Genomic DNA, 23,384 nt, shown 5'->3' with positions numbered 1-23,384 from the left:
TTTCCATGTTCTTTCGCCGCATAGGCACCTATTTCCTTCCCCTCTAATATGGTATAGAAGAGAAAGGCGGGGTGGGTATGGGCGTGAATTCGGACCAGGAAAAGCGGGCAATTTTTCTCGCTGCCGTATGCGGACAGACTTATGCGCAATTTAATCACCCGGACGGCTTTTTTGTCGTTCCGGCAAACTATACGGTCGCGGATGTGATCGAAGCCAAGTCCATTACGGGGGTATGGGAACGTTTTGGCTTCATTCTCGACGCGCCGCAGGAAATCGTCATTGCGTTTCGCGGAACCAGTTCCACCGGCAATTGGATTTCGGACGTGATCGCTTCGCAAAGAAGCTTCAAATACGTGAAGGAACCATGTCTCACGCATCGCGGGTTCACCGGCATATACGCCTCGGCCCGCAGCCAAGTGATGTCTGCGCTTTCGCGAATGTCCCCGGACAAAACGCTGTACGTTACCGGCCACAGCCTGGGTGCGGCCCTTGCGACGTTATGCGCGATCGACGTCGCGGCCAACACCCGCTTCGCTTCTCCGATCCTGTTTACATACGGCTCTCCGCGGGTAGGCGATCCGGCGTTTGCCAAAGTATTTCCCAAGTACGTTCGCAGCAGCTGGCGGACCTGCAACCTGTTCGACGTCGTCACCCACGCCCCGCCCCCCGTGTACAAACTGCCTAAACGCGATAAAAAATATTATTACAGTCACGTTCCCGCTTCTTCGCCTCTGACGTTCCAAAACGGATCGATCGGCGGAAACCACGTCATCAGCAGCTATTTCGCGGAGCTTTCCAAACTTCAGCCACAGTTCGCGGAGCTGATGTGCTTGGCAAACCCCGGCTTTTGCCCGATCGCGACCGAGCCGAAACAAGAGGAGTAGAGCATTTCAGGTTCATGGGGCTGCAAAATTAAAAGCGCCGGCGGCCGGGAATAGCATCCCGGATGAATCCGTTTCCGCGGCGCTTTTTCTGATTACATGTCGACGGCAGGATCCCTGACGCCGCTGGTTTTCAATTCCACATATTTTAAACGAATCGGGCTTTCGGCGGTCTATGCAAATTTACCGTACGGGACATCTCCTTTGGTCTCCTTGCCGTCTTCTTGAATATTTTAGAAAGTGAATTTCGGTACGGAAACGGCAATGTTTTTTTGCGGCTTATCCATAAAATGCTGGGCATTGCCGATAATATTGAACACGGTGCGCTTCAATTTTTCCAGGTCGGCCATGACCGGAATGCCGAGTTCCGGGCGCCCGTTCCATTGCAGCGCAATGCCTTTTGCCTCCATGGCATAATGCAGCTCGTCGATGCAGTCATCCAAAAAGCGAACGATGTCCACGCGATCGAAAGTGAAAGGAACCTGTTTTAAATCCAGCTTGGAATACAGGAACAGCTCATCGACGAGCTTGTCCAAATCGACGGCTTTGCTATGAATGATGTTGACGTATTTGTCCATTTTTTCCGGGGTGTCCGCAACCCCGTCGCGTATGCCCTCGATGTAGCCTTTGATATTCGTGAGGGGCGTGCGCAAATCATGCGAGATGTTGGAGATCAGCTCTTTGCGGTTCTCTTCATCCTGCAGCCTCAGTTGGACGGATTCCAGAAGCCTCTTCCGCATATTTTCAAACGCTTCGTTTAATTGTCCGATCTCGTCCCTGAAAACCGGAGGTTTCCTTCCTGGATGTGTTCGGCCGAATGGCGCAGCTTGTCCAGCGGCCTGACGACGCTGCGGGTGATCCAGCGGTATAACAGCGCGTTCGCAACCACGATCACGCCGATCAAGGCCAGGATCAATACCGGGAGGAGCCTGCGCGTCACTTCCCCGAACGGACTCCGTTCGCGGATGACGAACACGCTCCCTTTGGCCCCGTCCGCAAAGCGGAAATCGTATTTGGCATAGGCGTAAAACCGTTCGCCGATGTTAAACGTATTGCGGATCTGATTGTTGTTCAGATCGTAAGCGGGCAAATGGCGATGAAGTGCAGGATGGTTAAACGTTTGCGATTCGAACACTTGGCTGTTTTCCCTGCGCACGTAAAGCCCGGCCCTGACGGTTTTGAGCTTAAAATCATAGTCCTTCAGCTGGTTGATGTCCAGCAGCCCGTCCGGATCGTTTTTTGCCATATACTTCAACTCCAAAAAAATCGATTCCTCCTGCTCCGTCAGCGGATTCAATTGATAATGAACCTTGTAAAAATCCCTCAGGCTGTGGACATCGCCCGTTGCCGCGATGGTGAACAAGCCGGCGGTCAGGACGAACACCAGCAGGCTGACGACAAGCATGCCCGTATAAGAGAGCAATAATTTGATCCGAATCGACACGCCTTCACCCCCGTGGCTGAAAATAATCTTGGATGCGTTCCATAAAAACCTTCGCCGCTTGGCCTAAATACCGGTCCGAGCGATAGATGATCGACAGGTTGCGGCATGGCGCGCCCCCATGAATGCGTATCGTATGCAGTGCAGGATCGTTCATCTGCCGGATGAGCGGATACGGCTGCACGGTTGCGCCGAGGCCTTCCCTGACCAGGTTGATGATCGAAGTGGCCGAGCTCGTTTCCAAAATGGATTGAAGCCGGAAACCATGGGGCCGCACCGCTTCCTCCACCAACTCCCGTCCCATGAATCCTTCGGGATACATGATCATCGGCACGTCCTTCAGCTCCTCGATCCCGATGCTTGTCCGGCCGGCCAACGGATGTTTAGCCGATACGGTCAGCACGTACTCCTCGGTGCATAACGGAATGGAGACAATGTGCTCCGTTTGGGGCACGTTCGTGCCAACCCCGATATCCACTTCGCTTTCAAGCACCTGCCGTAAAATGTCGATCGATGCGATCACCGTCAGTTTCACTTGCGGAAAATCGCGATGAAAATCGACGACAAGCCTCGTGATCCGGTAATCAAGATCGGACGGCATAATCCCGACCTTGATTGTCCCGCCTTGGATATGGCGCAAATCGGCAATCGAATCTTTGACGTTTTGCAGCGTATCCATGATCGCGGCCGCATTGCGCAGCAGCAGCTCGCCTGCTTCGGTAAGCCTAATTTTTTTGCCGATCCGGTCAAACAGAGGCATCTGCAGCTCATCCTCCAGCGCCCGGATCTGCTGGCTGAGCGTCGGCTGGGATACCCCGATGTTTTCCGCAGCCTTCGTAAAATGCATCTCCTCGCAGACTGCCATAAAATAATGAAGCTGGCGAATTTCCAAACCACTTCACTCGCTTTCATTCATAATACTAATGATCATATTCAAAACGATCCTGTACAGCAATCGTTAAGATATAACGGCAGGCCGTTTGGAAAGCCGTTTCATTCGAAAAACGAATCATATTCATAGAAACAATAATATTGATCAATCAAAGCGAGCCCTATACACTGGATTAGATCTGATTCTCAACATAGAACATTTTGGATGGAGATGGTACACCATGCGTTTTGTTTATTTGATTGCCGCGCTTTTTTTGGCTTCCCTTAATTTGCGCCCTGTCATTACTTCGGTCTCCCCGCTGCTGCGAACGATCCAGGATTCCCTCGGCATGAGCGGAGCGGAAGCCAGCCTGCTGACGTCATTGCCGGTGTTGTGCATGGGCTTTTTTGCCCCGGCTGCGGTTAGGCTGAGCAACCGCTTCAGCATCGAGCGGACGATCGCGTATAGCCTCTTGCTGATCGGCGCCGCCACGGCTGCGAGGTATTACGCCCATGACGCATGGCTGATGCTGCTGACCGCTTTTCTGGCGGGTGCCGGCATTGCCGTCATCGGACCGCTTTTGTCGGGATTCATCAAAAAGAATTTTTCCAATCCGTCGGCAATCGTCGGCGTTTATTCCATGGCCATGGTCGTGGGAGCGGCTTTGGGATCCGGTTTTTCCGTACCGCTTCAAAACGCGTTGGGCCGTTCCTGGCAGGCTTCCACCGCCTCGTGGGCGGTGCTGGCCGTCGTCGCGCTGTTCATCTGGTGGAGGCCCGTCAAAAAGGCGGCCGCCGCAGCCGGTTCCGCTGCCGTCCATTCCGCAAAGTCGGCGCCGCCCCTAGGCGCAAAGCTGCCGTTAAAAAGCAAACGGGCCTGGCTGTTGACCAGCTTTTTCGGAATGATGGCCTTCATGTTTTATTCGCTCACCGCCTGGCTGCCTCCCATCGTGCAGGAACAAGGGTACGACAAACATACGGCGGGCTGGATTTTGACCTTGTTTACGCTGATCCAGATCCCGGTCAGTTTTGTGCTGCCCATTCTGGTCAGCCGGTTTCAGCATCGCGTGGTTTGGCTCGTCGGCTGTGCATCCATGGAACTTGTCGGACTGGCGCTTACCCTGCTTCACGTGACGCCTTGGGTAACCTGCGTCATTCTCGGCATCGGCGCGGGAGGGCTGTTCCCCATGGCGTTAATGCTGCCGATCGACGAATCGTCGAACATGGACGAAGCCAACGCGCTTTCGGCCATGACGCAATCCGGCGGTTATATTTTCGCTTCGCTTGGGCCTCTCTGCGTCGGTTTTATCCATGATCGCGCGGGAAATTTCCCGCCGGCGCTTTTCGGATTGATGGCCGTGGTGGCGATCATGATTTTCATTCAGCTAAAAATCGGCAACCGTAAAAACAGAACGCTCCGCCCTGCCGATCGGACGGCGGTAAACCGCGGTTAATCCGGGCTGCACGATTGGCAGCGCCCATCAATAAGAAGAAACATCCGATCCGCGTCAAGATCAAGCGAAAAAGCGAACGGGGCATCCGTTCGCTTTTTCCGAGCCGGGGTTATCTAACGCGCTCCCGTTTCCATTACCTTTCCGCCCCCGCCGCTCTTAAAATTTGTTCAATTTCCCGGTATCCGCGTCTTTGCGCATGCTGCAGCGGAGTTACGCCCTCGCCGTCGGCAAGGTGCACATCGGCTCCGTGGTCAACCAGCAGCTGAACGATCCGCTGATGTTTGTCGCCCCCGCTTCCCAAAATGATCGCTTCCAAAAGCGCGGTCCAACGTAAATTGTTGATATGGTTCACGTCGACGTCCGACCGTGTAAGCAGCTCTTTGACGACTTCGACATGGCCGCGTTCCGAAGCGGGAATCAACGCCGTCCCGCCGTACCGGTTCGTCAGCTTCGTATTCGCCTTGGCGTCGATCGCAAGTTTCAGGATGTCCAGCAGACCTTCCGCTCCGGCATACAGAAATACGTTGTTCAGGTTATGATCGCGAACGTTGATGTCCGCGCCGTGTTCGATCAGCGCTTTTACCGTATCAATCTTGTTATTGTACGTTGCCGCCATGACGGCCGTTCTGCCGCGTTCATCCGTCGCATCGATGTCCGCCCCTTCTTGGAGCAGCTTCAACACGTTGTCCGTGTCTCCGTTTTGCGCCGACAAAATCAGCTGCTGATCCATCGTGGTCACCTTCTTTTCGTTTGTTTGGATGTCGCCCGGGACGCGCTGCGTGAGCGCGGGGTCCGAAGCGCATCCGGAAAACACGGCCAAAGCAATGATCGGCACCCAATATCGATGCATCCCGGTCACTCCTTTCCTTGCATACGATGCTATCATGAATATCCCTATATGAAAAATATTCAAATCATCATATTTTCTTAGGTTTTTCGAATAAGCCGGGCCCGCAAGCATCCTTTCGTTCCTTTCCGGGTATCAAAACTGAAATTCCATTTTCATGACTTCGTAACCCAAAACCTCTCAAACTCGACTATGATTGAAACGAACCCGATGACATTCAATAGATAAAAAGAACATGCCATCAAGCATGCGATAAGGAGAGGACACAACGATGCTTAATAAGAAGATGCTTCCTAAAAAGATGAAAAGAGCCGTGCTGGCTTTTGCCGTTGCGGGTGCCGCTTGCTTCGGCGCTTTGGGCAGCAGCCATGCTTTGTTCCCTATTCCTCAGGCCCACGCCGCTTCGAAAACGACCGCGGGGGATTATGCCGCAGAAAATGCGCTCAAAACGCTAAACAGCTTTTACAAACCTGCCTTGAAAGGACAATTTCCCGGCGCCGTAAGCGGGCTGACGATCGGAAAAAGCACCAAGCAAAACGTCATCCAAAAAATCGGCGAACCTACCGTTCCCGGCAAAAGTTCGGGCGCTTTCGACGTATACGGCGCAGATATGGGCAACCCCGGTTACGCCTTCTCGTATCAACAAAATAAAATCCGCGAAATGCGTTATTTCGGAACCAATGTGGAACGCCAAACCAACATCGGCGGCATCACGATCAGCATGCTGAAGCAGAACTGGTATGCGCCGAATGCCGTCTCCACGTTCAAAAACGGCAAAAAGACACAAACCAAACTTACCTATATCCGTGGAGATTATAAGCTGGAATTCATTTTCAACAGCAGCAAAGACCTCGACCATATTAACCTGACGGCCAAATAACAAAAAAATCCTCTTCGTCCTGTTGACGATAGAGGATTTTTGTTTCAGAAATGGAACCGGCTTCGGTTACCGCACGGATTTCAGATCCCTGATGATGATATCGAATCTGTCGTTTATGTATTTCAAACCGTCTTGAACCTTTTTATTGAATTCCTCGCTGCTCATCCGGTCCTTTCCGGCCAAGTGCGTTTTGATCATCGCGATCATGTTCCGCTTGTATTGATCCACTTCTTTTAACTGGTTGTTGCTTGTTTTTTTGGCGTCGTTCACTTTTTTCGTGCAGGACATTTTAGCGCTCAACAGCGTTTTCCGATCCTGGTCCCGTACCGCTTTCGCTTGGGCAATCGAATCCTTCGAAGCTTTGCTCTTGACCAGGCTGTTGTATTGCGCGATGGAAGCTTTGGATTTGGCGGTCAGCGATGGCAATTCCGTGCAAAGGGCTGCATAAAGCGCTTTTTGCGCTTCCCTCACTTCCTTGACCCTGCCTTTGTAATCTTCGAAATACTGCTTCTCCACGGATGTGGTCGACACGCTAGCCGCAAACGCGCCTTGGCACGGCAGCATGATGAGCAGCAAAATCAATAATGCGATCGTTTTTTTCATTTCCTCTATTAATCCTCCCATGCAGTGTTACTAACATCATAGGACAGCTAGCAAAATATTACAATGGCTCCATTGCGATTTTTACACGTTTTTTGTCGAAAGGACGCTCAACTTCATAAAAACAAGAAAAAATCGATCGGCGCACCCTCTAAGAAGCCGGACCGCTCGACAGGTTACACTTTCGGATATTATGAAAAAAGACAACTTCCATCAGGGTTTATCCCCAACGGTTGTTGTCTTTGCCGTGATCGAGACGACAGGATTTGAACCTGCGACCTCTTGCTCCCGAAGCAAGCGCTCTACCAAGCTGAGCCACGTCTCGTTAACGTAAAGCTTATACTATAATTTTTACTCGGATTTTACATTTTGTAAAGGGGCTATGTGAAAAATTCACAAATCGAACACAGTAAAAAAACAGCGAGCGAACAACAAGCCGCTTGTCCATGTTCCATGATCAAACGGCTTGTTGTTCCATGTTTATTTCGAAAATTCCCGCGGATGCCTTCTCATCAGCTCTTCCACCGCATCGCCGCGGCCTGTCTTCTTAAGCCGTTCGATATACATAGGCAAATGCCCTTTGGCATGATACGGTCCGCCTTCTTTCATGACCGTCCACAGCGGATCCACGTCGAACTTCATCGTCTCCATCATATGGTCATGCCACTCGTTCAGACGATAAACCGCCTCCATGCAGAGATCCCGGCGCTGCTGCGCCAAATTATGCTGCTCATGCGGATCTTCCGCAACGTTATACAGCATCTCCTTATCGAATAAATGATAGCCGTCATGATAGGTTCGGATGTACAGCCAATCCCCGAAACGTACGCTTCGCTGGCACACATGGGCGCACTGCGATACGACCAGATAGTCGCGGCCCGACGGTTCGCCCCGCATAAGCGTGTTTGCGTAACTGACGCCATCCCAGCTCGGCGCCGGCGATACGTTCAGCAGTTCGGCTATTGTCGGAGGCAGGTCCAGATGATAGTGAAGCGCCGTGTCCACAACGCCGCTTTGCATGCCCGGCCAACGGATGATCATCGGGATGCGGCAGGTCCCCTGGTCCGCCGTTCCATGTTCACCGTAAATGCCGAGCTCGCCCATGTTTTCGCCATGGTCGGCCGTAATGATGATCACCGTATCTTCCATCATTCCTTTTTCCTCCATGAGCCGGAAGATCGAGCCGATATGCTCATCCATATGACGGACGCCGCAGTCATAACCGTCGATCATTTTCCTCAAATCCTGCATCGATCGGATCTCGCCGGGATGGCGGGGAAACCGGGGCGTCGTATCGCTGTTGTACATATTGATTTCGTTTGCGCCATGCGGACCTACTTTTTTCTTGTGGGCCTCAAGCACTTCCTCGGTGATCCATCCGGGCAGCGGATCGTGTTCGAACGGATTGCCGAACGAGTCCGGTGCGCGGTACGGGGTGTGCGGATCCCAATAGTTTACGTACAGCATCCATTGGTCCTGATCCGCATTGCGCTCGAGCCAATCCAGCACGGTCGGCGTTACCTCTTCGGCGGATTCCATCCCGGATTTGCCCGTGTTGTAGATTTCGTTGAATCCCGCGTAAAACGTCCAGGCCGAATGCCGCTCGCCGAACGGACTGACTAGCGCGGTCCTCATCCCCGCCCTGCGGAACAGCGCCGGAAAGCTTTCCGTCGTCAGCCTGTCATGAAAATCCCGGTCGATCCCCTCATGCCTTACGTCGGCAGCGGTTCCGCCATGGCCCACGACGCCGTTGTGAATGCCGAATCTGCCCGTCATGAGCGCCGTCCGCGACGGAAAACAAGGCGCATCGGAAGTATAATATTGATCGAACCGGACCCCTTCCGCAGCGATTTTGTCGATGTTCGGCGAGGTATTCCGGTGGTATCCGTAACATCCCAGATGATCCGGTCTCGTTGAATCCAAGTCAAGCAGCAATACTCTCATACAACCCATCCTTTCCCCGTTTTTAGATGAATTATAGGCTACGGGCAGTCCGGTCGTCATGTACATTTCTCCACCGTTTTTTTCGCCGAATCCGCGGTTTCCCGTCAAACAACTTTCGAAGTGCTCTTTTACCCTTGAACTATAAAACTTTAAAAAGGCTTGCTCTGGATTTTGCCGTATCCGGAAGTTAATAATTGTACTTTTCTACGATTTTTGTGGATCAAAATACGAAAAAAGGCCGTTTACCGGCCCGTTTGATTATGTTAGGGTTTGATCAGGAAGGTTAAAGGAGGCGGGATTTATGTTCGAATTGACCAGCGTAAACTTCGATAACCATATTCCCCATTGGCATACGCAGCTTGAAGCGATCGGATACAACGTGCTTTCGATCGTTCAAGAGGGAAAAGTCCGCTACGACATTAACGGGGAAGAAGCGATCGGGGAAAAAAATGACGTGTTGTTCATACCGATGTCCACCCGCAGATCCGGCGGCAATTGGATGGGTACCACCCACCAAAAATATACGATTTTGTTTACGTACGACCCATCCCTGAAAACGGGAATCCCGTTTCTGGATCAGCGGAAGTTCGCGAAATTTCGCATGAAGGAAGCCCGCCATATTTTCAGCCGTTGCGACAAGCTGCTTGAGGAAATGAGGGGCGGCAAAAGCTACCGCTCCATCATCTGTTTGGGCATTTTCCAGGAGCTGCTCGGCATGCTTGCCCGCGAATCGGATAAGCCCGGGGAGCTGACGCCAAGCAAGCTGAAATATGCCGAAACGATAAAAAAGCATCTGCTTGCGCATTACCGCGAACCGGTCGAAGTCGGTCATTTGGCAACCCTTGTCGGCCGTTCCCCCAATTATGTGACGACTCTCTTCAAGGAAGTCTGCGGCCATTCCCCCATCCGGTACATGCATCAGCTGCGCATCCTCGAAGCCTGCAGCCTGCTGTTGAGCTCAACGATGACGGTCGCCGACATCTCGCAATATTTGGGATATTACGATACTTCCTATTTTTGCAGGATATTCAAACAGCTGGCCGGGATGTCCCCTACCGAATATGCAAAACGCGGCAATCTCGCCGATATGCCCAAGTTTTTTTAAGCTCCGACATCTCGCGCCCCGCAAACTCAGTTGAAAAACTCACCTTGATCGACAGAGCTCAAAATGTTGGCCGCCGTCCGCACCGGGCTCAAGTTTCCGGTCAAATCCGTGACGATTTTGTCGATTTGCGCATATACCTTCCGCGGTTGCTTGACCGAAACGAGAACTTTGACCGGCGTATCCACGTCGGCCACGTTCAAATGGATGGAACCGCAGCCGAAAATCCGCTGCCAAAAGGGCAGCACCAAACTTTTATCCAATACTTTGTAAAAATCCAGCTCGTCTTCGACGAGCGAGAAAAATCCCCGCCGGGTTACCAGCCTCTTTTCATATACGAAATATTTGGTGAACGAAAGCGGCAGCCCGAATATGGTGCATTTCCGCCCAGACCAGATCAAGGCTCCGCGCGTTGCCGACTCCTGTCCCGTCATACCATCCTCTCCTATCCGCTGCAATTTGGATCATAACGCATATTACGTGCGGCATCCGATCCCGTTTCATCATGATAACAGCTTTTTGATGATTAGGCACCTCCATGCGCCAATTCTGCGGTTGCACAAGCGCTCCTTGTCCGCAGAAACGGACCATCTTGAGCTAGAGCCTCCTTCCTTTTTGTTCAACAGCCGCCTATATTCCCGCCTTTTTCCCTTTCGTCTTGAAGTGAAAATAATTGACCACCATGCAATTTATCTATACACTCAACCTATGGAATATAAAGGGAGGAGACACATATGGGAGTAGAGGCATCAGCAACGAATACCAACGTAGACACGTTAGTGACTATGCTTCGTATGGCTTTTTCTTTTGAAAATTGGGATAATCTCATCATTTTGGCGGATGAGCTGCTGGATAAAGTGTACGGCCCATACAGGGATCCTTCGGATCAACCTAAACCTGTCATGGAAAAACCGTTGGTTTATTATTTGGGATATTGCAATCTTATGAAAGGCGTAGCCTATCAAAAAAAGAAACTTTATAAAGAAGCGATGGAATGTATCGATCAATATAGAGATTTAAGCCTGTTTTCGGACGGAAGCGAAAGCAACCAAAACATCATCGAGGATTTCAGCTTTTTCGCCAAAGCCAACTCGTATACCGTGGAAATTTTGTCCGGCAACACCGCCAGCATCGAAGAGTATGCGTTGTTCATCCAACAATATCCCTCCGAAACGCTTCCGGGTTTGGTTACGATTTTGGAATGCGCCAACAAGCATGACCTCGATGTGGACGGCATCGTGAGCCCTTTGCTCGTATACATCAAAAAGTTGAACCATGCGGACATGAATCCGACCGAACGCTCCTATTATCTTGCGATTTTGTACCTGTTTTCGATCTACCATTTCAAAAAAAATAACTATAAAGAAGCCATTGATTTTACTATACAATCTTTAATATTTTCTGATAAAATTGATGATGACCAGCATTTCAAGAAATCCGTAGCATTATTTGAAGTTTATAGGTCACACGCTACGAAGCATCAAAGAGATACATACGCTGCTGTGTTAAAAAATTATCTAATGGGAGTGATCGAACATGAAGAAGGCTTTTCTTTCAACAATGATCGTAATGGGTCTGCTTAGCTTGAGCTTGACAACGTTGGCGCCAACGTCCTCCGGCACCGGTATCCAGCCATTGAACCACGGTGTGGATTACGACGGCCGATAATACCATCCACTTCGGGACATGGCTCTCACGGGCGGAACTTTCGTGCCCATGAGAGCCTTCCGCGTTTTTATCCATCCTCCAGATGTTTTTTCAAATACCTTCCCGTGATCGACGCTTCGCAATGGATGATATCTTCCGGTTTCCCGGCAAATACCACCTCTCCCCCTTCCTGTCCCGCTCCCGGACCCAGATCGATCACCCAGTCGGCCTGACGGATCAAATCGAGTTGATGCTCGATAACGACAAGCGTGCTTCCTTGATCGGTCAATCGGTTCAGCGTCCGCATCAGATGCCGGATATCGGCCAAATGAAGTCCCGTCGTCGGCTCGTCCAAAACGTACATGTCTCCACGATGTTCCATTTCCCTTGCGAGCTTGACGCGCTGTAGCTCTCCTCCGGACAACGTGCCGAGCGGCTGGCCCAGCGTCAAATAGGCTGCTCCCGCATCGCGCAAACGGGCAAGGACCGCCGATATTTCAGGTTCCGCAAAAAAACCGCTCGCTTCTTCCACGGTCATGTTGAGCACGCCGCTAATGTTTTTGCCGCTCAGCGTATACGACAGCACCTCTTTCTTGAACCTTCGTCCCCCGCATGCTTCGCACACCGTTTCAATGGCATCCATAAAGGCCAAATCGGTCGTCACCGTGCCGGTCCCTTTGCATTCCGGACATGCTCCCTGGGAGTTGAAGCTGAACAGGGAAACATCCGTTTGATTTTGTTTGGCGAAAAGGCTCCGGATCGGATCGAACATGCCGGTAAACGTCGCGATATTCGACCGGCTTGAAGCATGAACGGCATCCTGGTTGATGAAAATCGCATCGGGCGCATATCGCGGGAGAACCTGATGAATGAGCGTGCTTTTTCCCGATCCCGCCACCCCGGTGACAACGGTCATCACGCCTTTGGGGATTTGAACGCTGACGTTTTTCAGATTATGCAGGTTCGCGTCCCGGATGGATAACCATCCGGTCGGCTGCCGGGGTTCCTTTTTTAAGGCCGGTTTCTCTCTTAGGCATCGTCCCGTCAATGTATTCGACGCCAATAACCCTTTATACTCGCCTTCGTAAACCACGTTCCCGCCATGGATACCCGCATAAGGGCCCATATCGATGATGTGGTCGGCAATGCGGATGACATCCGGATCATGCTCGACGATGATTACGGTGTTTCCTTTGTCCCGTAATTGCTTGAGCAGCTCGTTGATTCGATGAACGTCATGCGGATGCAGGCCGGTGCTCGGCTCGTCGAAAACGTAGGCAAGATCGGTCAGGCTGCTTCCGAGTTGGCGGACCATCTTGATGCGTTGGGATTCCCCGCCCGACAACGTGGCCGTCTCACGGTTTAATGACAAGTATCCCATTCCGATCGAAAGCATCTGCTGCAGGCGCTGTTTGACAGCCTCCGTGATGGTGGATGCCCGCGGATCATCGATCCCGCCCACGAAACCGATCAAATCGCTGACGGGCATGGCTGCGCAGTCGGCGATGTTTTTTCCGTTGATCCGGCATTTCCGCACATCGGCGTTTAGTCGGGCTCCGCCGCATTCCGGGCACACCCCGTATCTGACCACATGGTCGATCGCTTCCTTGTACAGGTCGGAATCCCTTGATTCCTTGCTCAGAAAGCTGCGAATGATTCTGGGAACGATCCCCTCGTACTTCGCGGTAGGCGGCCAACCTTCCGTCGGATGGGGAGGTTTGAAGCCGGACTTGTACAGCAGCGCGTCCCACTCTTCCTCCGTGAAATCCTTCAGCTTTTTGTCATTGTCGAACAGTCCCGAGCAGACGTAACGCTTCCAGCGGAAATCCCCGGGCCGGAACGTCGGAAAGAGGATCGCCCCTTCGTTTAATGACTTCTCCCGGTCGATCAGCCGGTCGACGTCGATTTCCTTGGCGACCCCCAGCCCTTCGCATTTCGGGCACATGCCCTTTGGATTGTTGAACGAAAAGGTGTCGGCTTCCCCGACGAAAGGCTGCCCGATCCGGGAAAACAACAGGCGCAGCAAAGCGTAAATATCGGTGATCGTGCCGACGGTCGACCGCGAATTCCCTCCGATTCGCTTCTGGTTTATCACGATGGCTGCGGGCAGTTGACGGATGGCGTCCACGTTCGGCTGCCCGTAATGGGGCAAACGGTGGCGGACAAAGCTCGAATATGTCTCGTTCAGCTGGCGCTGGGATTCCGCCGCAATCGTATCGAATACGACCGCCGATTTGCCGGAACCCGAAACACCGGTAAAGACCGTGATTTGCCTCTTCGGTACGGATAAGCTGATGCCCTTTAAGTTTTTTTGGCGCGCTCCGACAATCCGGATGTATTCTTGTTCTCCTTTTTGCCGCTTCATTGGCTGTACACCTCTCTCGTCCTTTGACGGTTTGTCACCCCTAGCATATACTTTAAACATGACAGTAACTGTCAAGTTTTATCAAAAAACCGGTGGAGGAGCACATGTCAAAAACGAAGCTGTTGTTCGACCTCATCATGTACGCCAATTCCAAACGGAATTTCACGGCGCAGGACGTCGCCGATGAATTCGGAGTTTCTGTCCGGACGGCGCATCGCTATTTAATGGAAATTGAGGCATTGGGGGTGCCGATCTATACCGAGCAGGGACGAAACGGCGGTTACCGCACGTTGAAAAACCGGGTGCTGCCGCCGGTATCGTTTGACGAAAACGAAGCGCTCGCCATTTTTTTCGCTTTCCGTTCGCTCCGGCATTACGAATCGCTTCCCTTTGATGCGGACATCGACTCCGCTTCGCGAAAGCTGTTTGCCCTCCTCCCGGAGGACGTCAAGCCCAAAATAAGCCGCCTAGAGCACGTGCTGTCTTTTTGGAATCCGAAACGAAGCGTTAAAGCCCCCTTTTTAAAAGATCTGATCGACGCGGCCGTCGAAAGACGGATCGTAACCATAACGTACCTGTCCAAATCCGGAAGCAAGGCAAGGGATGTCGTGCCGATCGGTGCATACGCCAATGACGGCTTGTGGTACTTGCCCGCCTTCGATATGGGCAGACGCATGGTTCAGCTGTTCCGCGTTGACCGTATAGAGTCGCTTCAAGTCACGGAGGAGACCTATGAAGTTCAAACGGAGCTTGCGGAATGGCTCGAACATTATACGGTAACTTCCCCTGTGAGGCTTTGGGTGGAATTGACCCGGGAAGGCTTGCGCCAATGCCAAAGCAGCCCCTGGTTCGATCCCGTGCCGCTCGAGGAAGAGGACGAGAACGGAACGGCAGGCATAATCGATACGATGATCGACCGCAACGATATTGGGTTTACGGCCGCATTTTTCGCCGGTTTGGGGAAAGAAGCCAAAGTCATTGAACCGCGGGAAATCATTGACCGCATCCGAAGCTCCGCCCAAACGCTCATTCAACATTATTCATGACGCGTTGCACGGACCGTAAACAGGCAAAGTCTCGCATGGGGGCTTACAATATACCAATAAAAGCGGGTGGGGATTTCCGTAAACCTTCCTGTGCTTAAATGTTTATTTGCTTTTGATAGCGTTTCTTATACATAGAGGAGTTGGTTGATTTGGGTATCGCTTTTTGGCTTGTTTTGATTATAGGCATTGTTGTATTTGGCGGACTTTTGGGTGTTAAAAAACGTAAGTGACATGGAGGCTTGTCCCCTCCAGTGTTAAATTGTAACTATTTGCATATCGCTGCGTTATATATTAAAAGGAGTTGATTCGCATGGCTTTGACACTGTTTGGTATTTTTGTATTTGCTTATGGTCTATTTGCGATCTTAAGACCAAATGCAAGGTGGTTTGGCGGATTTGGCGATCCGTATGCGACAACTAAACGTTTAAAGTTCACTCGGATTCGCGGTATTTTGTCCCTAATTCTGGGTGCGCTACTTATCTGGGCAGTTATCCTGAACAGGCATTAAACAGCACCTTGGATATAAATCCCTCCCAACCACAACATTAGTCAAAATATCCGTATCCAAATGGATCTTCATACTTGATAACTCTGACCTGTATAACATCCTTTATCGGGCTGCAACAGCTCGGTCACGAACAACTTAATGGAACTGGGTTATGAAGGATTCGGGGAAATTGGTGTGGGGAGACTCTATTTTCGGAAGCGGCGGGAATTTTCCTTTAATCTTGCTGTCGTTATTTGGAACGGAGAGCAATGGGCAAATAACCTTCTCATAAGAAATTATTTAAGAGATCATCCGGATGCAGCCTGCAGCCAAACAGTACTCTGAAAAAAGCTCGACTCCATAAAGAAAGGATATACTGCATTACTTTCTTATTCGGATGAAAAAGCCGATCTCCCGATCGGCCTTCCAAAAACCGGCTATGCGTTTGTTCTATCCGAAATTCCAAACGATTTTCAAATACTTCCGGTACAGCTCGTCCAGCCGCTCCGTCGGGTCTTCCAAATCGGATTGCGCCGACTTCGCGAATTCGGTCAAACGCTCCATTTCCCGCTCGACGAAATCGTTGATGACATCCACCCGCTTCTCGAGATGTAATTCTTCGCCGGCCATTTTCCGGCGTAACAGGTCTTCGATGGCCGTTTTTAGCGAAGGCTCCGTTACGAGATCGCAAACGAGATCCTGGAACGAAATCGGCGGATTCGCATTGTATTTTTCGATCCATTTGCAGGCAAGGAGCGGCCTGAGGACGTAAAAATACTTTTTGATCCTGACCTCTTCTCCCTGCAAATATTGCCGAAAGTTCCCTTGCGCCATGTGCAGATAGTGATGTACCGACGCTTTAGGAGAAAACACGCGGTTTCTTAAAGCAAGCATCTCCTCTTTGAAACCGTAAGCCTCATAATACGAAATATCCGAAACAAGCCATTCCAGCAGCGGCGGGTTCGATTTCCGAAACAGCTTCAGCGCTTTCCGGATATCCCAGCCGCTCATGTCCAATTGGTCGTTGATCGGCATTTCGATGACGTCCCGCTTTTCGTCGATGGACAAATACCATTCCGGACGATGGACATAGACAAACCGCACATCGTAATCGCTGTCCTGTGACGGAAACCCCCAGGCCCGGCTGCCGGATTCGACGGCGAACAATATTTTTACCTCATGTTGACGTTCGATGTCTAGGATTTTTTCTGCAATTATTTGTTTCAAGCGATGTACTCTCCTATCCGTGTTAAACCCGTTGATCGCCCGCAAACGCCTTTTTAGCGCCAAGGCCAGGTTCCCGTTTTCTTATTGTCGATTCGTTTCCGGGGATCCCTCCGTTTACCGTTTCCCGGATCGTTCCGATGATGCGCGACTGCTCCCGTACGATGCGCTGCAGCCGCTTCATCTCCCGCTTCGGCCTGCATCAGCCTGCTTTTCGAATGGAACTCGAATCCCGTAATGAGCCAATCCAGCGAAACCCGGTATGCATCTGAAAGCTTGGCAAGCGATAGCAGGTCCGGCTCCGTTTGGGCCGTCTCGTATAAGCCGAGGGTATCCGGCTGGATTTGCGTTCGCCAATAGACTTCATTTTTCGTCAGTTTGCGGTTGATTCTGGCCGTTTTTAATCGTTCTCCCATATCTTCGAGCTGCGTTTTTGCCATAAAGCCAACCCCCACATTTCTTTATGAGATGATAGACTTCTTCCGCCGACACGCGTCACGCGTCTTTTCCTGTTCTCTTGCTTTTTACGGCATGCTTTTCCGATTGCCGGCATCATAATATATAACCCCGGAAACGGGGCCGAGGTTATGATGTTTGAGTAAATTCACTTATATCTTATGCTGTTCATCTTCTGTCTGGTTGTCCAAAAATAATGCACGCAACGCATCGCTTAGTTCTGCGGACGATCGCGAATCAAGCCAGGCATCCGGAATGAGCGCCGTTTGGCCGGGATGGCTTTGCACATAGCTGTAAATAATCTGGGCTTCATCGATTTCATCCCTGCTTATTTCGGAAGCGTACGCGCTTGCGTCCTGCTTAAAACAAGCCCGAGCGAGCACCTCCGCCTCCGTTATTAACTGTTCCTTCTCCCGATCGCTTCCAATCGGATAGACGCGGCTGAAGAGGACGGTATGCCTTTTGACGAAAAACAGCTTGATCGTATTCATGTCTAACTGTTCGTATAAGACCACATTGGGGTTGTTTCCGGCAAATCCGATGACTTTCTCTTTTTGTTCCAGGAAGCGGATGGATTGCAGCACATCCCTGTACTTGGCGGCCGATTCAAAATCGAACCGTTCCGCCGCTTCCGCCATGTTCCCTTCCAATTCTTCGCACAAGCTTCGGTCGGTCCCTTTCAGCAGTCCGATCAAACGGTTCATCTGCCAGTGGTATTTCTTCAGTTGATCCCCTCCCATGCACATCCCCAAGCATAAGCCGATCGAATGGTTCAAACAGGGAGCGTTTGCCGCGGCCGCAGGACTGCAGCCGATTTTCAAGCATTCAAGAATGGTTTGCACCGCTTTTTCAACCGCCGTTTGACTTGCGGGATAAGGTCCAAAAACGTCGTCTCCCGGGGCCGGCTGCGGATGGGGGGACGTTTCGAAATGGCGCAGCCCCGCAGACGCCGGGATGATGATGTACGAATACGAGGCGGGATTTTTCATTTTGCGGTTATACATAGGTTTGAACTTGTGAATGAGGCTGCATTCCAGCAAAAAGGCTTCGAATTCGGTATCCGTGCGGATGATTTCCAATTCCTTGACATGCCGGACGAGCTTTTGGATTTTCGGCGCGTGGGACTTGGATTGGTGGAAATACGAATTTACCCGGTTTTTTAGATGTTTGGACTTTCCGACGTACAGAATTCCGCCCCCGGCGTCTTTCATGATGTACACGCCGGGAGCGCCGGGAAGGCTCCGAAGCTTGTCTTTCATCTCCGCGCTAAGGGCGTGTCCAGGCTGAAGATTTCCGTACGTCCGGCGGCCGACTGAAGCGTTTGTGTAGCGTTCATTCATACTCATCCCCCCTTCGTAACGTAAACCTTAATATTTGATTTCTTCGAACATCGCTAGAGTTGGACGGCATTTGACGTAACCATGTTTCATTCCTTCCTAATCTTTCTTTTCCGCCATCATTTTTCTTCCTTTTTTTCCATATATTTATTGACCCTTCATCAAACATTTAGTATGATATATACAATTCCTGTAAGTAATAGGAGGTGAAGTCAAAATAGACGAAGTTATCGAAATCGATAAGATGGACCTGGACGTAGTCACGAAAATGCTGAAAATGACTTATTCCTTCGAATTATGGGACAAGCTGTTGGAGTTATCGGATTCGCTCTACAAGCGGGTTCAAGACATCTATGAATACCGCCGCGACATCTCCGATCAATACACAAAGCCCTCCCGGCATCTGGTTTACTATTATGGATATAGTTTACTGATGAAAGGCCTTGCTTACAAGGAGCTTGAACATTACGGGGAAGCTTTGAGATGTATCGATCAATATTCCGATCTAAGCTGGTTTAAGCCGCTGGACGAGGAAGCATTGCGGGAGGTTCGCTATTACAAGTACATCTCGGAACCTAATCGGCTGGAAGTGCTGCTGCTTTCGGGCGAAACCGACATCCTCCGCCACTACGTTGAATTTTTGCGCGAAAATCCCAAAGAAGTATTGCCAGGCTTAATGTCGATCATTAAAACGGCCAACAAGTTCAACCTCAACATCGATCACGAGCTCACGCTGTTCTCCCAGCATATTTCCGACCTGTTGAACAACAGTTCGCAAGGCGTGATCGATACATCGTATCTTCATAATTTCCTGCTAGGCATCATCAAGTACAAAATCGCCCACTCCGATTACAAGGCTGCCATCGATTACACGTTAAGGCTGCTCACCTCTACCGACAAGCTTGAAAACGACAAATTCTACAAGCAGGCTGTTGTTTATTTTGAATCCCTTCGACAATTTGCTAGCGCGGAACAAGTTGACCATTTTCATTTGCATATTACCAATATTATGGAAAGGGTTGTGATTTAAATGAAAAAATTCATTCTGTCCGCAGTTCTCGTATTGTCTGTCGCTATCGCCATTCCGGTCTCCGCCGCTCCCGGCACAGGCACCATCGCTCCGCTGGATCACGGCGCAGAACATTAATCTGTCATAAGTTAACGCTAAGACAAGAAAAATCATCTGCAGAGCGGTTTTCTGCAGATGATTTTTTGTTACCCATTCACCGCATACTGAACGATGACAGCTTCATGAGACCGTTCGTCATAAGCGATCCATAGTTCGTCCCCGACGACTACCCCATACGACGGCTCGATCGACTGCTCGATCGCATACTCCTCTCCGTTTCGCAATGCGGTTATGCGGGCGTACGGCCGATCGCCGGTCGTTCCCGCAAACGAAACGGCCGTTACTTTGGCGCTTCCCTGTTTGCCCCGCAGCAGCCGGATTTCTTTTTCAAACTCATCCTTTTTGACGGATGCCGGCAGGATCGCTCCCACATGAACATCAAGCCCCAGGGGAACGAATTGGCTGTTCACTTTGCGCAGCCGCTCCTCGCCATAACTTATCAGCGTCTCGAACACCATCAGCCGCCGGTCGCCGATCGTCACGTCGCAAGGCCGGATCCGGGTAATCTCCCCTTGCACGGAAAGCCTCTCCGAATCGTTCGGACGGAGCCCGCTTCCATAACCGTACAAACGGATCATCCCCCCGATATGAATAAGCGACGCCGTTTCCCCTGTTTGATATTCAAAACCCGGCGCCTGCACGACGGGAATCGTATAGATGTTAGCTCCGGCTTCAAAATGAAGCAGCAGCGCGTTTCCCCGCAGCGCATTTCCGTGAACGTCGATCCGTTTCAAAACGGCATGTTCGATCATCTCGGGCTCCGCATTTTCCGGAACATCGGCGGAGGTCAGAAACATCGCTTTGTTTTTGCTGCGGTTGTAGCTAATCATGACCGGATCACCCACGCCGACGGGATGCAAATAAGAGACGACTTTTTTGATCGTGGCTTCCTTCATCCGGCCTTCATCTTGAAAACGAACCGTAAATCGGACCAAAGGCTGGTTATTGACAAACGTGCCCGTTTCGGTCACGGACGCAATGGTCCCTGAAATGGCGATGCCTTGCTCCAGCTTTCGTTTGCGGGACGCGTTCAGCAGCGGCGGCAGGACAGCCAATGAACCGAACATAAACACCGGAATGATAACCCAGATCGCCCAATTGACAACGAGCGCATCTCCCTGTTTGAGGTAATCGACAAAGCTGTGAAAAGATTTGCGGTATTCTTCCTTGCCAAGCACCCAAGATCGAAACGTCTCGCCGCTTAATACGTTAAAAGCCCCCTCACGGATGTTCATCCATCCTGCGGAGTCCTGCGAATTTGAATAAAATAACCGGTCGTCTCCCGCTTCCTTGTAGAAATAAAGTTCGTCGCTGTTCAGCTCATCGTATGGAATCAAAGAAACGAGCGCCGAAACGTCCGTAAAGCTCTTCTTTTTTTCATCGTACACATATCCCAGAACATGGCCTTCAGCTTCATCTTTGGTTGTGGAACCGGCAATCAGCGTCTCATCGTCGTTCAGAGAGAACAGATGCGCCTGGTATACCGGCATGGGCGTCGGAAGCACATTTCCCGGCTTTTTTGCCGCCGCGTCATAAGTTCGAACCTGCTTGGGATCATCGGAGTCCACTTGGAGCAGGTTGGTGTCGTTTAGGCCGAACCGGGCGGCGAATTGGCGGGCGGCATGTTCTTCCGCTTCGAAGGAGGTTTCGTTTTCTTTTTGGATATACGCAAGGGGGAGCTGCTGCGGGTTGAATATTCCGCTGACGTATGCCGTCCGGCCGTCATGCAGATCCACCTCGAACATGGGCACGGCCGCATCGCTTTTAAAGCTCCCCGTCACATCCCGGATGTAAGTCGCTCTGGATGGCAGCAGATTTTTTTGGTTCAGATCGGCCTTTTGCAGCTTCCCTCGATCCATCCGGGCAATAAACGGGACGTTGCCGGGGGTTTGGCCGGAAATGATGACTTTCCCCTTCCATAAATGCACGCTGCTGTCCAGAAATCCCGACAGTTCCATCGTTCCTTGCGCCAGCTCCTTTACGCCGCCCTCGGCATCGACCACGTTGACGTTTACCCGGCTGACATCATCTAAAGTAATAAAAATCAAACGCCCGTCCTGGTAAAAAGAGGCGAACTGTCTATGTATGTTGGACTGGAGCGGTACTTCCTTCAGCAGTTTCTTGGTTTTGACGTCATACAATTCCCCTTTTAATCCTGTATCGTCGTCTTCTTCAATGGACATCACCCTGCTGCCGCGGTCCAAAAAAAACAGGCTGCGGCCGGACGACGCCGCGTTTGTCGCGCTCGCCTCCATCCGGCTGGAGTAATCGTTCCATACCATAAAGCTCAACACGATCGCCGGAATAAAAAACACCAAATTAAACAGAGCTATAGCTCTCTTCACTCAATCCTCTCCTTTATTTCTCCCATGAAGAACGCAAAATGACGAGCCCCCTCCATTCTCGTTAAACTAACGCGTGGCCTTCTTCGACATGAAGCACTGTCCCCGTAACAAACCCGTATTGGACGAGGTGTAAGAACTGCATCAAACGGTACCCAGCATACGGTTTCTCCTCTCTCTGGACGCATTCTTTTTCTATCGATATTGATATGAAATGGCGAATCATCTTGAAATCCCGGGCCCGGCGGGCGATGCCGATGTGCTTTCCGCTGACGTTTACAACGAAAAGGAGTCCTGTTTGCGTTTTGGCGATGCCGCCAAATAAACATAATCGGGTTCTCCCCGCAGCTGGGGAATGGACAAAACCTCAACTTCATCGAAAAAAAGCTTCAGATAATCAACAAAAGCGGGCGAGGCGGTAGCGCTCCAATAGGAAACCACTCCGTGCGGGCGCAGCAGCCTGATGACCGCATTAATGCCTTGATCCGAATACAGGCCTGTATTCGATTCCGACACGGTCCAATCCGGTCCGTTATCGATATCGAGGCAAATGGCGTCATAGGAAGCATCCGTTTCGCTCATCCATGGGACCAGGTCGGCATGAATCACATTCGTGCGCGGGTTATCCAGCGCATATCCGGAATAGGGCGCAAGCTGCTCCCGGTTCCAACGAATGATCGCTTCCTCGATCTCGACGACGTCCACGCGCCCGACTTCGGGATCCGATAATGCTTCTTCCAGCGAAAAACCGACGCCCAGGCCGCCGATCAGCACGCGCTGCGGATGTTTGCATTTTTTTAGCGCGCTTCTGACCAACAGCCGTTCCGATTCCCCGTTATACGTTGCCATCAGAAACGTGCCGTTATAAATGATCTCAAAGTGATCTTCCCTCTTTTGAAGCTGAATATCCCCCCGATCCGTGCGACTGCGTTCTATGATTTCAGGTGCTTGATTCATGGTATCTACCTCCTGCCCTAGAAAATGATCTTAAATTCTATCAATCTCCATTATACCCCTAAGAGAGCGCGGGAAGTCCAATCTTGGCAAAAAGCGTCCGCCATGCCCTGGCGGCCGAAATACGATGCCGGACCGGCAGTTATTCACCCTGCAAAATAAATCATACCTCATCGTTACGGTCATCCCTACGCTCCAAAGACCCAATGAAGACTCCTATTTCTTGAGCAAAAAAAACAGGCGAAATCCCGGCATTTGCAGCCGAATTCAGCCTGTTTTCGTCAATTTACCGATAAAATATGCACAACTATGAAAATAGTTGCGGCAGGATGATGCCGTCTTGAGGCCATGCCGCCTTCTCCTTTCGGCCTTGATGTT

The 23,384-nt window shown here is 51.1% G+C and carries 19 protein-coding genes, 1 tRNA gene and 2 pseudogenes; 9 read left to right on the top strand and 13 right to left on the bottom strand.

Annotated features, from left to right (window positions below; translation table 11 throughout):
• Positions 1–77: 77 nt before the first annotated feature.
• The gene (locus GQY55_RS23555; RefSeq protein ID WP_160044362.1) at positions 78–884 is read left to right on the top strand and encodes a lipase family protein; all 807 of its coding nucleotides are present in this window, start codon (positions 78–80) and stop codon (positions 882–884) included.
• Between the two features lie 248 nt (positions 885–1,132).
• On the opposite strand, the pseudogene GQY55_RS23550 reads toward GQY55_RS23555, so the two are convergent.
• Positions 1,133–2,325 (bottom strand): annotated as a pseudogene (locus GQY55_RS23550) (HAMP domain-containing sensor histidine kinase); the annotation flags it as partial.
• Positions 2,326–2,329: 4 nt separating this feature from the next.
• Positions 2,330–3,214, bottom strand: coding sequence for a LysR family transcriptional regulator (locus tag GQY55_RS23545; RefSeq protein WP_160044361.1), 885 nt, complete (start codon positions 3,212–3,214; stop codon positions 2,330–2,332).
• A 220-nt stretch (positions 3,215–3,434) separates the two neighbouring features.
• Between GQY55_RS23545 and GQY55_RS23540 the strand changes: the two genes are divergently transcribed.
• Entirely contained in the window at positions 3,435–4,646 is a 1,212-nt protein-coding gene (locus GQY55_RS23540; RefSeq protein WP_160044360.1) for an MFS transporter, read from the top strand.
• Positions 4,647–4,779: 133 nt separating this feature from the next.
• On the opposite strand, the gene GQY55_RS23535 is transcribed toward GQY55_RS23540, so the two are convergent.
• A complete protein-coding gene (locus GQY55_RS23535; RefSeq protein ID WP_160044471.1) occupies positions 4,780–5,376 on the bottom strand; it encodes an ankyrin repeat domain-containing protein in 597 nt (198 codons plus the stop codon).
• 418 nt (positions 5,377–5,794) lie between these two features.
• Between GQY55_RS23535 and GQY55_RS23530 the strand changes: the two genes are divergently transcribed.
• Positions 5,795–6,373 (top strand): YjgB family protein, encoded by a 579-nt coding sequence (locus GQY55_RS23530; protein WP_236575817.1) that lies wholly within the window; start codon positions 5,795–5,797, stop codon positions 6,371–6,373.
• 66 nt (positions 6,374–6,439) lie between these two features.
• Here GQY55_RS23530 and GQY55_RS23525 read toward each other — a convergent pair whose 3' ends face one another.
• The 3 genes from GQY55_RS23525 to GQY55_RS23515 all read right to left on the bottom strand — a co-directional run bounded on the left by GQY55_RS23525 (position 6,440) and on the right by GQY55_RS23515 (position 8,917).
• On the bottom strand, positions 6,440–6,976 hold the full coding sequence (locus GQY55_RS23525) for a hypothetical protein (protein ID WP_160044359.1): 537 nt from the start codon (positions 6,974–6,976) through the stop codon (positions 6,440–6,442).
• A 248-nt stretch (positions 6,977–7,224) separates the two neighbouring features.
• Positions 7,225–7,298 (bottom strand) — tRNA-Pro (locus GQY55_RS23520).
• Between the two features lie 155 nt (positions 7,299–7,453).
• Positions 7,454–8,917 carry a sulfatase family protein gene (locus tag GQY55_RS23515; RefSeq protein WP_160044358.1) on the bottom strand — a complete coding sequence of 488 codons (1,464 nt, stop codon included), beginning with the start codon at positions 8,915–8,917 and terminating at the stop codon, positions 7,454–7,456.
• Between the two features lie 301 nt (positions 8,918–9,218).
• Between GQY55_RS23515 and GQY55_RS23510 the strand changes: the two genes are divergently transcribed.
• Positions 9,219–10,022 (top strand): AraC family transcriptional regulator, encoded by an 804-nt coding sequence (locus tag GQY55_RS23510; RefSeq protein WP_160044357.1) that lies wholly within the window; start codon positions 9,219–9,221, stop codon positions 10,020–10,022.
• A 26-nt stretch (positions 10,023–10,048) separates the two neighbouring features.
• On the opposite strand, the gene GQY55_RS23505 is transcribed toward GQY55_RS23510, so the two are convergent.
• The gene (locus tag GQY55_RS23505; RefSeq protein ID WP_160044356.1) at positions 10,049–10,453 is read right to left on the bottom strand and encodes a PH domain-containing protein; all 405 of its coding nucleotides are present in this window, start codon (positions 10,451–10,453) and stop codon (positions 10,049–10,051) included.
• Positions 10,454–10,753: 300 nt separating this feature from the next.
• On the opposite strand from GQY55_RS23505, the gene GQY55_RS23500 reads away from it, so the two are divergent.
• Complete coding sequence (locus tag GQY55_RS23500) at positions 10,754–11,602, top strand: hypothetical protein (RefSeq protein ID WP_160044355.1); 849 nt, start codon at positions 10,754–10,756, stop codon at positions 11,600–11,602.
• Between the two features lie 152 nt (positions 11,603–11,754).
• Here GQY55_RS23500 and GQY55_RS23495 read toward each other — a convergent pair whose 3' ends face one another.
• A complete protein-coding gene (locus tag GQY55_RS23495) occupies positions 11,755–14,031 on the bottom strand; it encodes an ATP-binding cassette domain-containing protein (RefSeq protein WP_160044354.1) in 2,277 nt (758 codons plus the stop codon).
• Positions 14,032–14,135: 104 nt separating this feature from the next.
• On the opposite strand from GQY55_RS23495, the gene GQY55_RS23490 reads away from it, so the two are divergent.
• The 3 genes and pseudogenes from GQY55_RS23490 to GQY55_RS23480 form a co-directional block, all read left to right on the top strand.
• The gene (locus GQY55_RS23490; protein ID WP_160044353.1) at positions 14,136–15,077 is read left to right on the top strand and encodes a helix-turn-helix transcriptional regulator; all 942 of its coding nucleotides are present in this window, start codon (positions 14,136–14,138) and stop codon (positions 15,075–15,077) included.
• A gap of 310 nt (positions 15,078–15,387) precedes the next feature.
• Positions 15,388–15,585, top strand: coding sequence for a hypothetical protein (locus GQY55_RS23485; RefSeq protein ID WP_160044352.1), 198 nt, complete (start codon positions 15,388–15,390; stop codon positions 15,583–15,585).
• Between the two features lie 132 nt (positions 15,586–15,717).
• A pseudogene (locus GQY55_RS23480) lies at positions 15,718–15,909 on the top strand (GrpB family protein); the annotation flags it as partial.
• A 105-nt stretch (positions 15,910–16,014) separates the two neighbouring features.
• On the opposite strand, the gene GQY55_RS23475 reads toward GQY55_RS23480, so the two are convergent.
• From GQY55_RS23475 to GQY55_RS23465, 3 genes are all read right to left on the bottom strand, one after another.
• The gene (locus tag GQY55_RS23475; protein ID WP_160044351.1) at positions 16,015–16,791 is read right to left on the bottom strand and encodes a nucleotidyltransferase domain-containing protein; all 777 of its coding nucleotides are present in this window, start codon (positions 16,789–16,791) and stop codon (positions 16,015–16,017) included.
• Positions 16,792–16,844: 53 nt separating this feature from the next.
• On the bottom strand, positions 16,845–17,228 hold the full coding sequence (locus GQY55_RS23470; RefSeq protein WP_160044350.1) for a helix-turn-helix domain-containing protein: 384 nt from the start codon (positions 17,226–17,228) through the stop codon (positions 16,845–16,847).
• Between the two features lie 168 nt (positions 17,229–17,396).
• Entirely contained in the window at positions 17,397–18,584 is a 1,188-nt protein-coding gene (locus GQY55_RS23465; protein ID WP_160044349.1) for a GIY-YIG nuclease family protein, read from the bottom strand.
• Positions 18,585–18,825: 241 nt separating this feature from the next.
• Here GQY55_RS23465 and GQY55_RS23460 point away from each other — a divergent pair, with 241 nt between their 5' ends.
• Positions 18,826–19,611, top strand: coding sequence for a hypothetical protein (locus GQY55_RS23460; RefSeq protein ID WP_160044348.1), 786 nt, complete (start codon positions 18,826–18,828; stop codon positions 19,609–19,611).
• Between the two features lie 185 nt (positions 19,612–19,796).
• Here GQY55_RS23460 and GQY55_RS23455 read toward each other — a convergent pair whose 3' ends face one another.
• Positions 19,797–22,055, bottom strand: a complete 2,259-nt coding sequence (locus tag GQY55_RS23455; RefSeq protein ID WP_160044347.1) for a hypothetical protein — start codon at positions 22,053–22,055, stop codon at positions 19,797–19,799.
• Between the two features lie 273 nt (positions 22,056–22,328).
• A complete protein-coding gene (locus GQY55_RS23450) occupies positions 22,329–23,009 on the bottom strand; it encodes a spermine/spermidine synthase (RefSeq protein ID WP_160044346.1) in 681 nt (226 codons plus the stop codon).
• Positions 23,010–23,384: the final 375 nt, after the last annotated feature.

It is taken from the genome of Paenibacillus sp. USDA918EY, from assembly GCF_009870825.1.
Taxonomy (GTDB): Bacteria; Bacillota; Bacilli; order Paenibacillales; family Paenibacillaceae; genus Paenibacillus_AQ; species Paenibacillus_AQ albilobatus.
Note: the sequence above shows the minus strand (reverse complement) of the source record. Positions and strands in the feature narration are given on the sequence as shown.

Coding starts and splice junctions, on each gene's coding strand:
- GQY55_RS23495 (WP_160044354.1), bottom strand. CDS start 14,031: ATGAAGCGGCAAAAAGGAGAACAAGAATACATCCGGATTGTCGGAGCG.
- GQY55_RS23465 (WP_160044349.1), bottom strand. CDS start 18,584: ATGAATGAACGCTACACAAACGCTTCAGTCGGCCGCCGGACGTACGGA.
- GQY55_RS23490 (WP_160044353.1), top strand. CDS start 14,136: ATGTCAAAAACGAAGCTGTTGTTCGACCTCATCATGTACGCCAATTCC.
- GQY55_RS23555 (WP_160044362.1), top strand. CDS start 78: ATGGGCGTGAATTCGGACCAGGAAAAGCGGGCAATTTTTCTCGCTGCC.
- GQY55_RS23505 (WP_160044356.1), bottom strand. CDS start 10,453: ATGACGGGACAGGAGTCGGCAACGCGCGGAGCCTTGATCTGGTCTGGG.
- GQY55_RS23530 (WP_236575817.1), top strand. CDS start 5,795: ATGAAAAGAGCCGTGCTGGCTTTTGCCGTTGCGGGTGCCGCTTGCTTC.
- GQY55_RS23510 (WP_160044357.1), top strand. CDS start 9,219: ATGTTCGAATTGACCAGCGTAAACTTCGATAACCATATTCCCCATTGG.
- GQY55_RS23460 (WP_160044348.1), top strand. CDS start 18,826: ATGGACCTGGACGTAGTCACGAAAATGCTGAAAATGACTTATTCCTTC.
- GQY55_RS23515 (WP_160044358.1), bottom strand. CDS start 8,917: ATGAGAGTATTGCTGCTTGACTTGGATTCAACGAGACCGGATCATCTG.
- GQY55_RS23500 (WP_160044355.1), top strand. CDS start 10,754: ATGGGAGTAGAGGCATCAGCAACGAATACCAACGTAGACACGTTAGTG.
- GQY55_RS23535 (WP_160044471.1), bottom strand. CDS start 5,376: ATGGATCAGCAGCTGATTTTGTCGGCGCAAAACGGAGACACGGACAAC.
- GQY55_RS23470 (WP_160044350.1), bottom strand. CDS start 17,228: ATGGCAAAAACGCAGCTCGAAGATATGGGAGAACGATTAAAAACGGCC.
- GQY55_RS23540 (WP_160044360.1), top strand. CDS start 3,435: ATGCGTTTTGTTTATTTGATTGCCGCGCTTTTTTTGGCTTCCCTTAAT.
- GQY55_RS23450 (WP_160044346.1), bottom strand. CDS start 23,009: ATGAATCAAGCACCTGAAATCATAGAACGCAGTCGCACGGATCGGGGG.
- GQY55_RS23525 (WP_160044359.1), bottom strand. CDS start 6,976: ATGAAAAAAACGATCGCATTATTGATTTTGCTGCTCATCATGCTGCCG.
- GQY55_RS23485 (WP_160044352.1), top strand. CDS start 15,388: ATGGCTTTGACACTGTTTGGTATTTTTGTATTTGCTTATGGTCTATTT.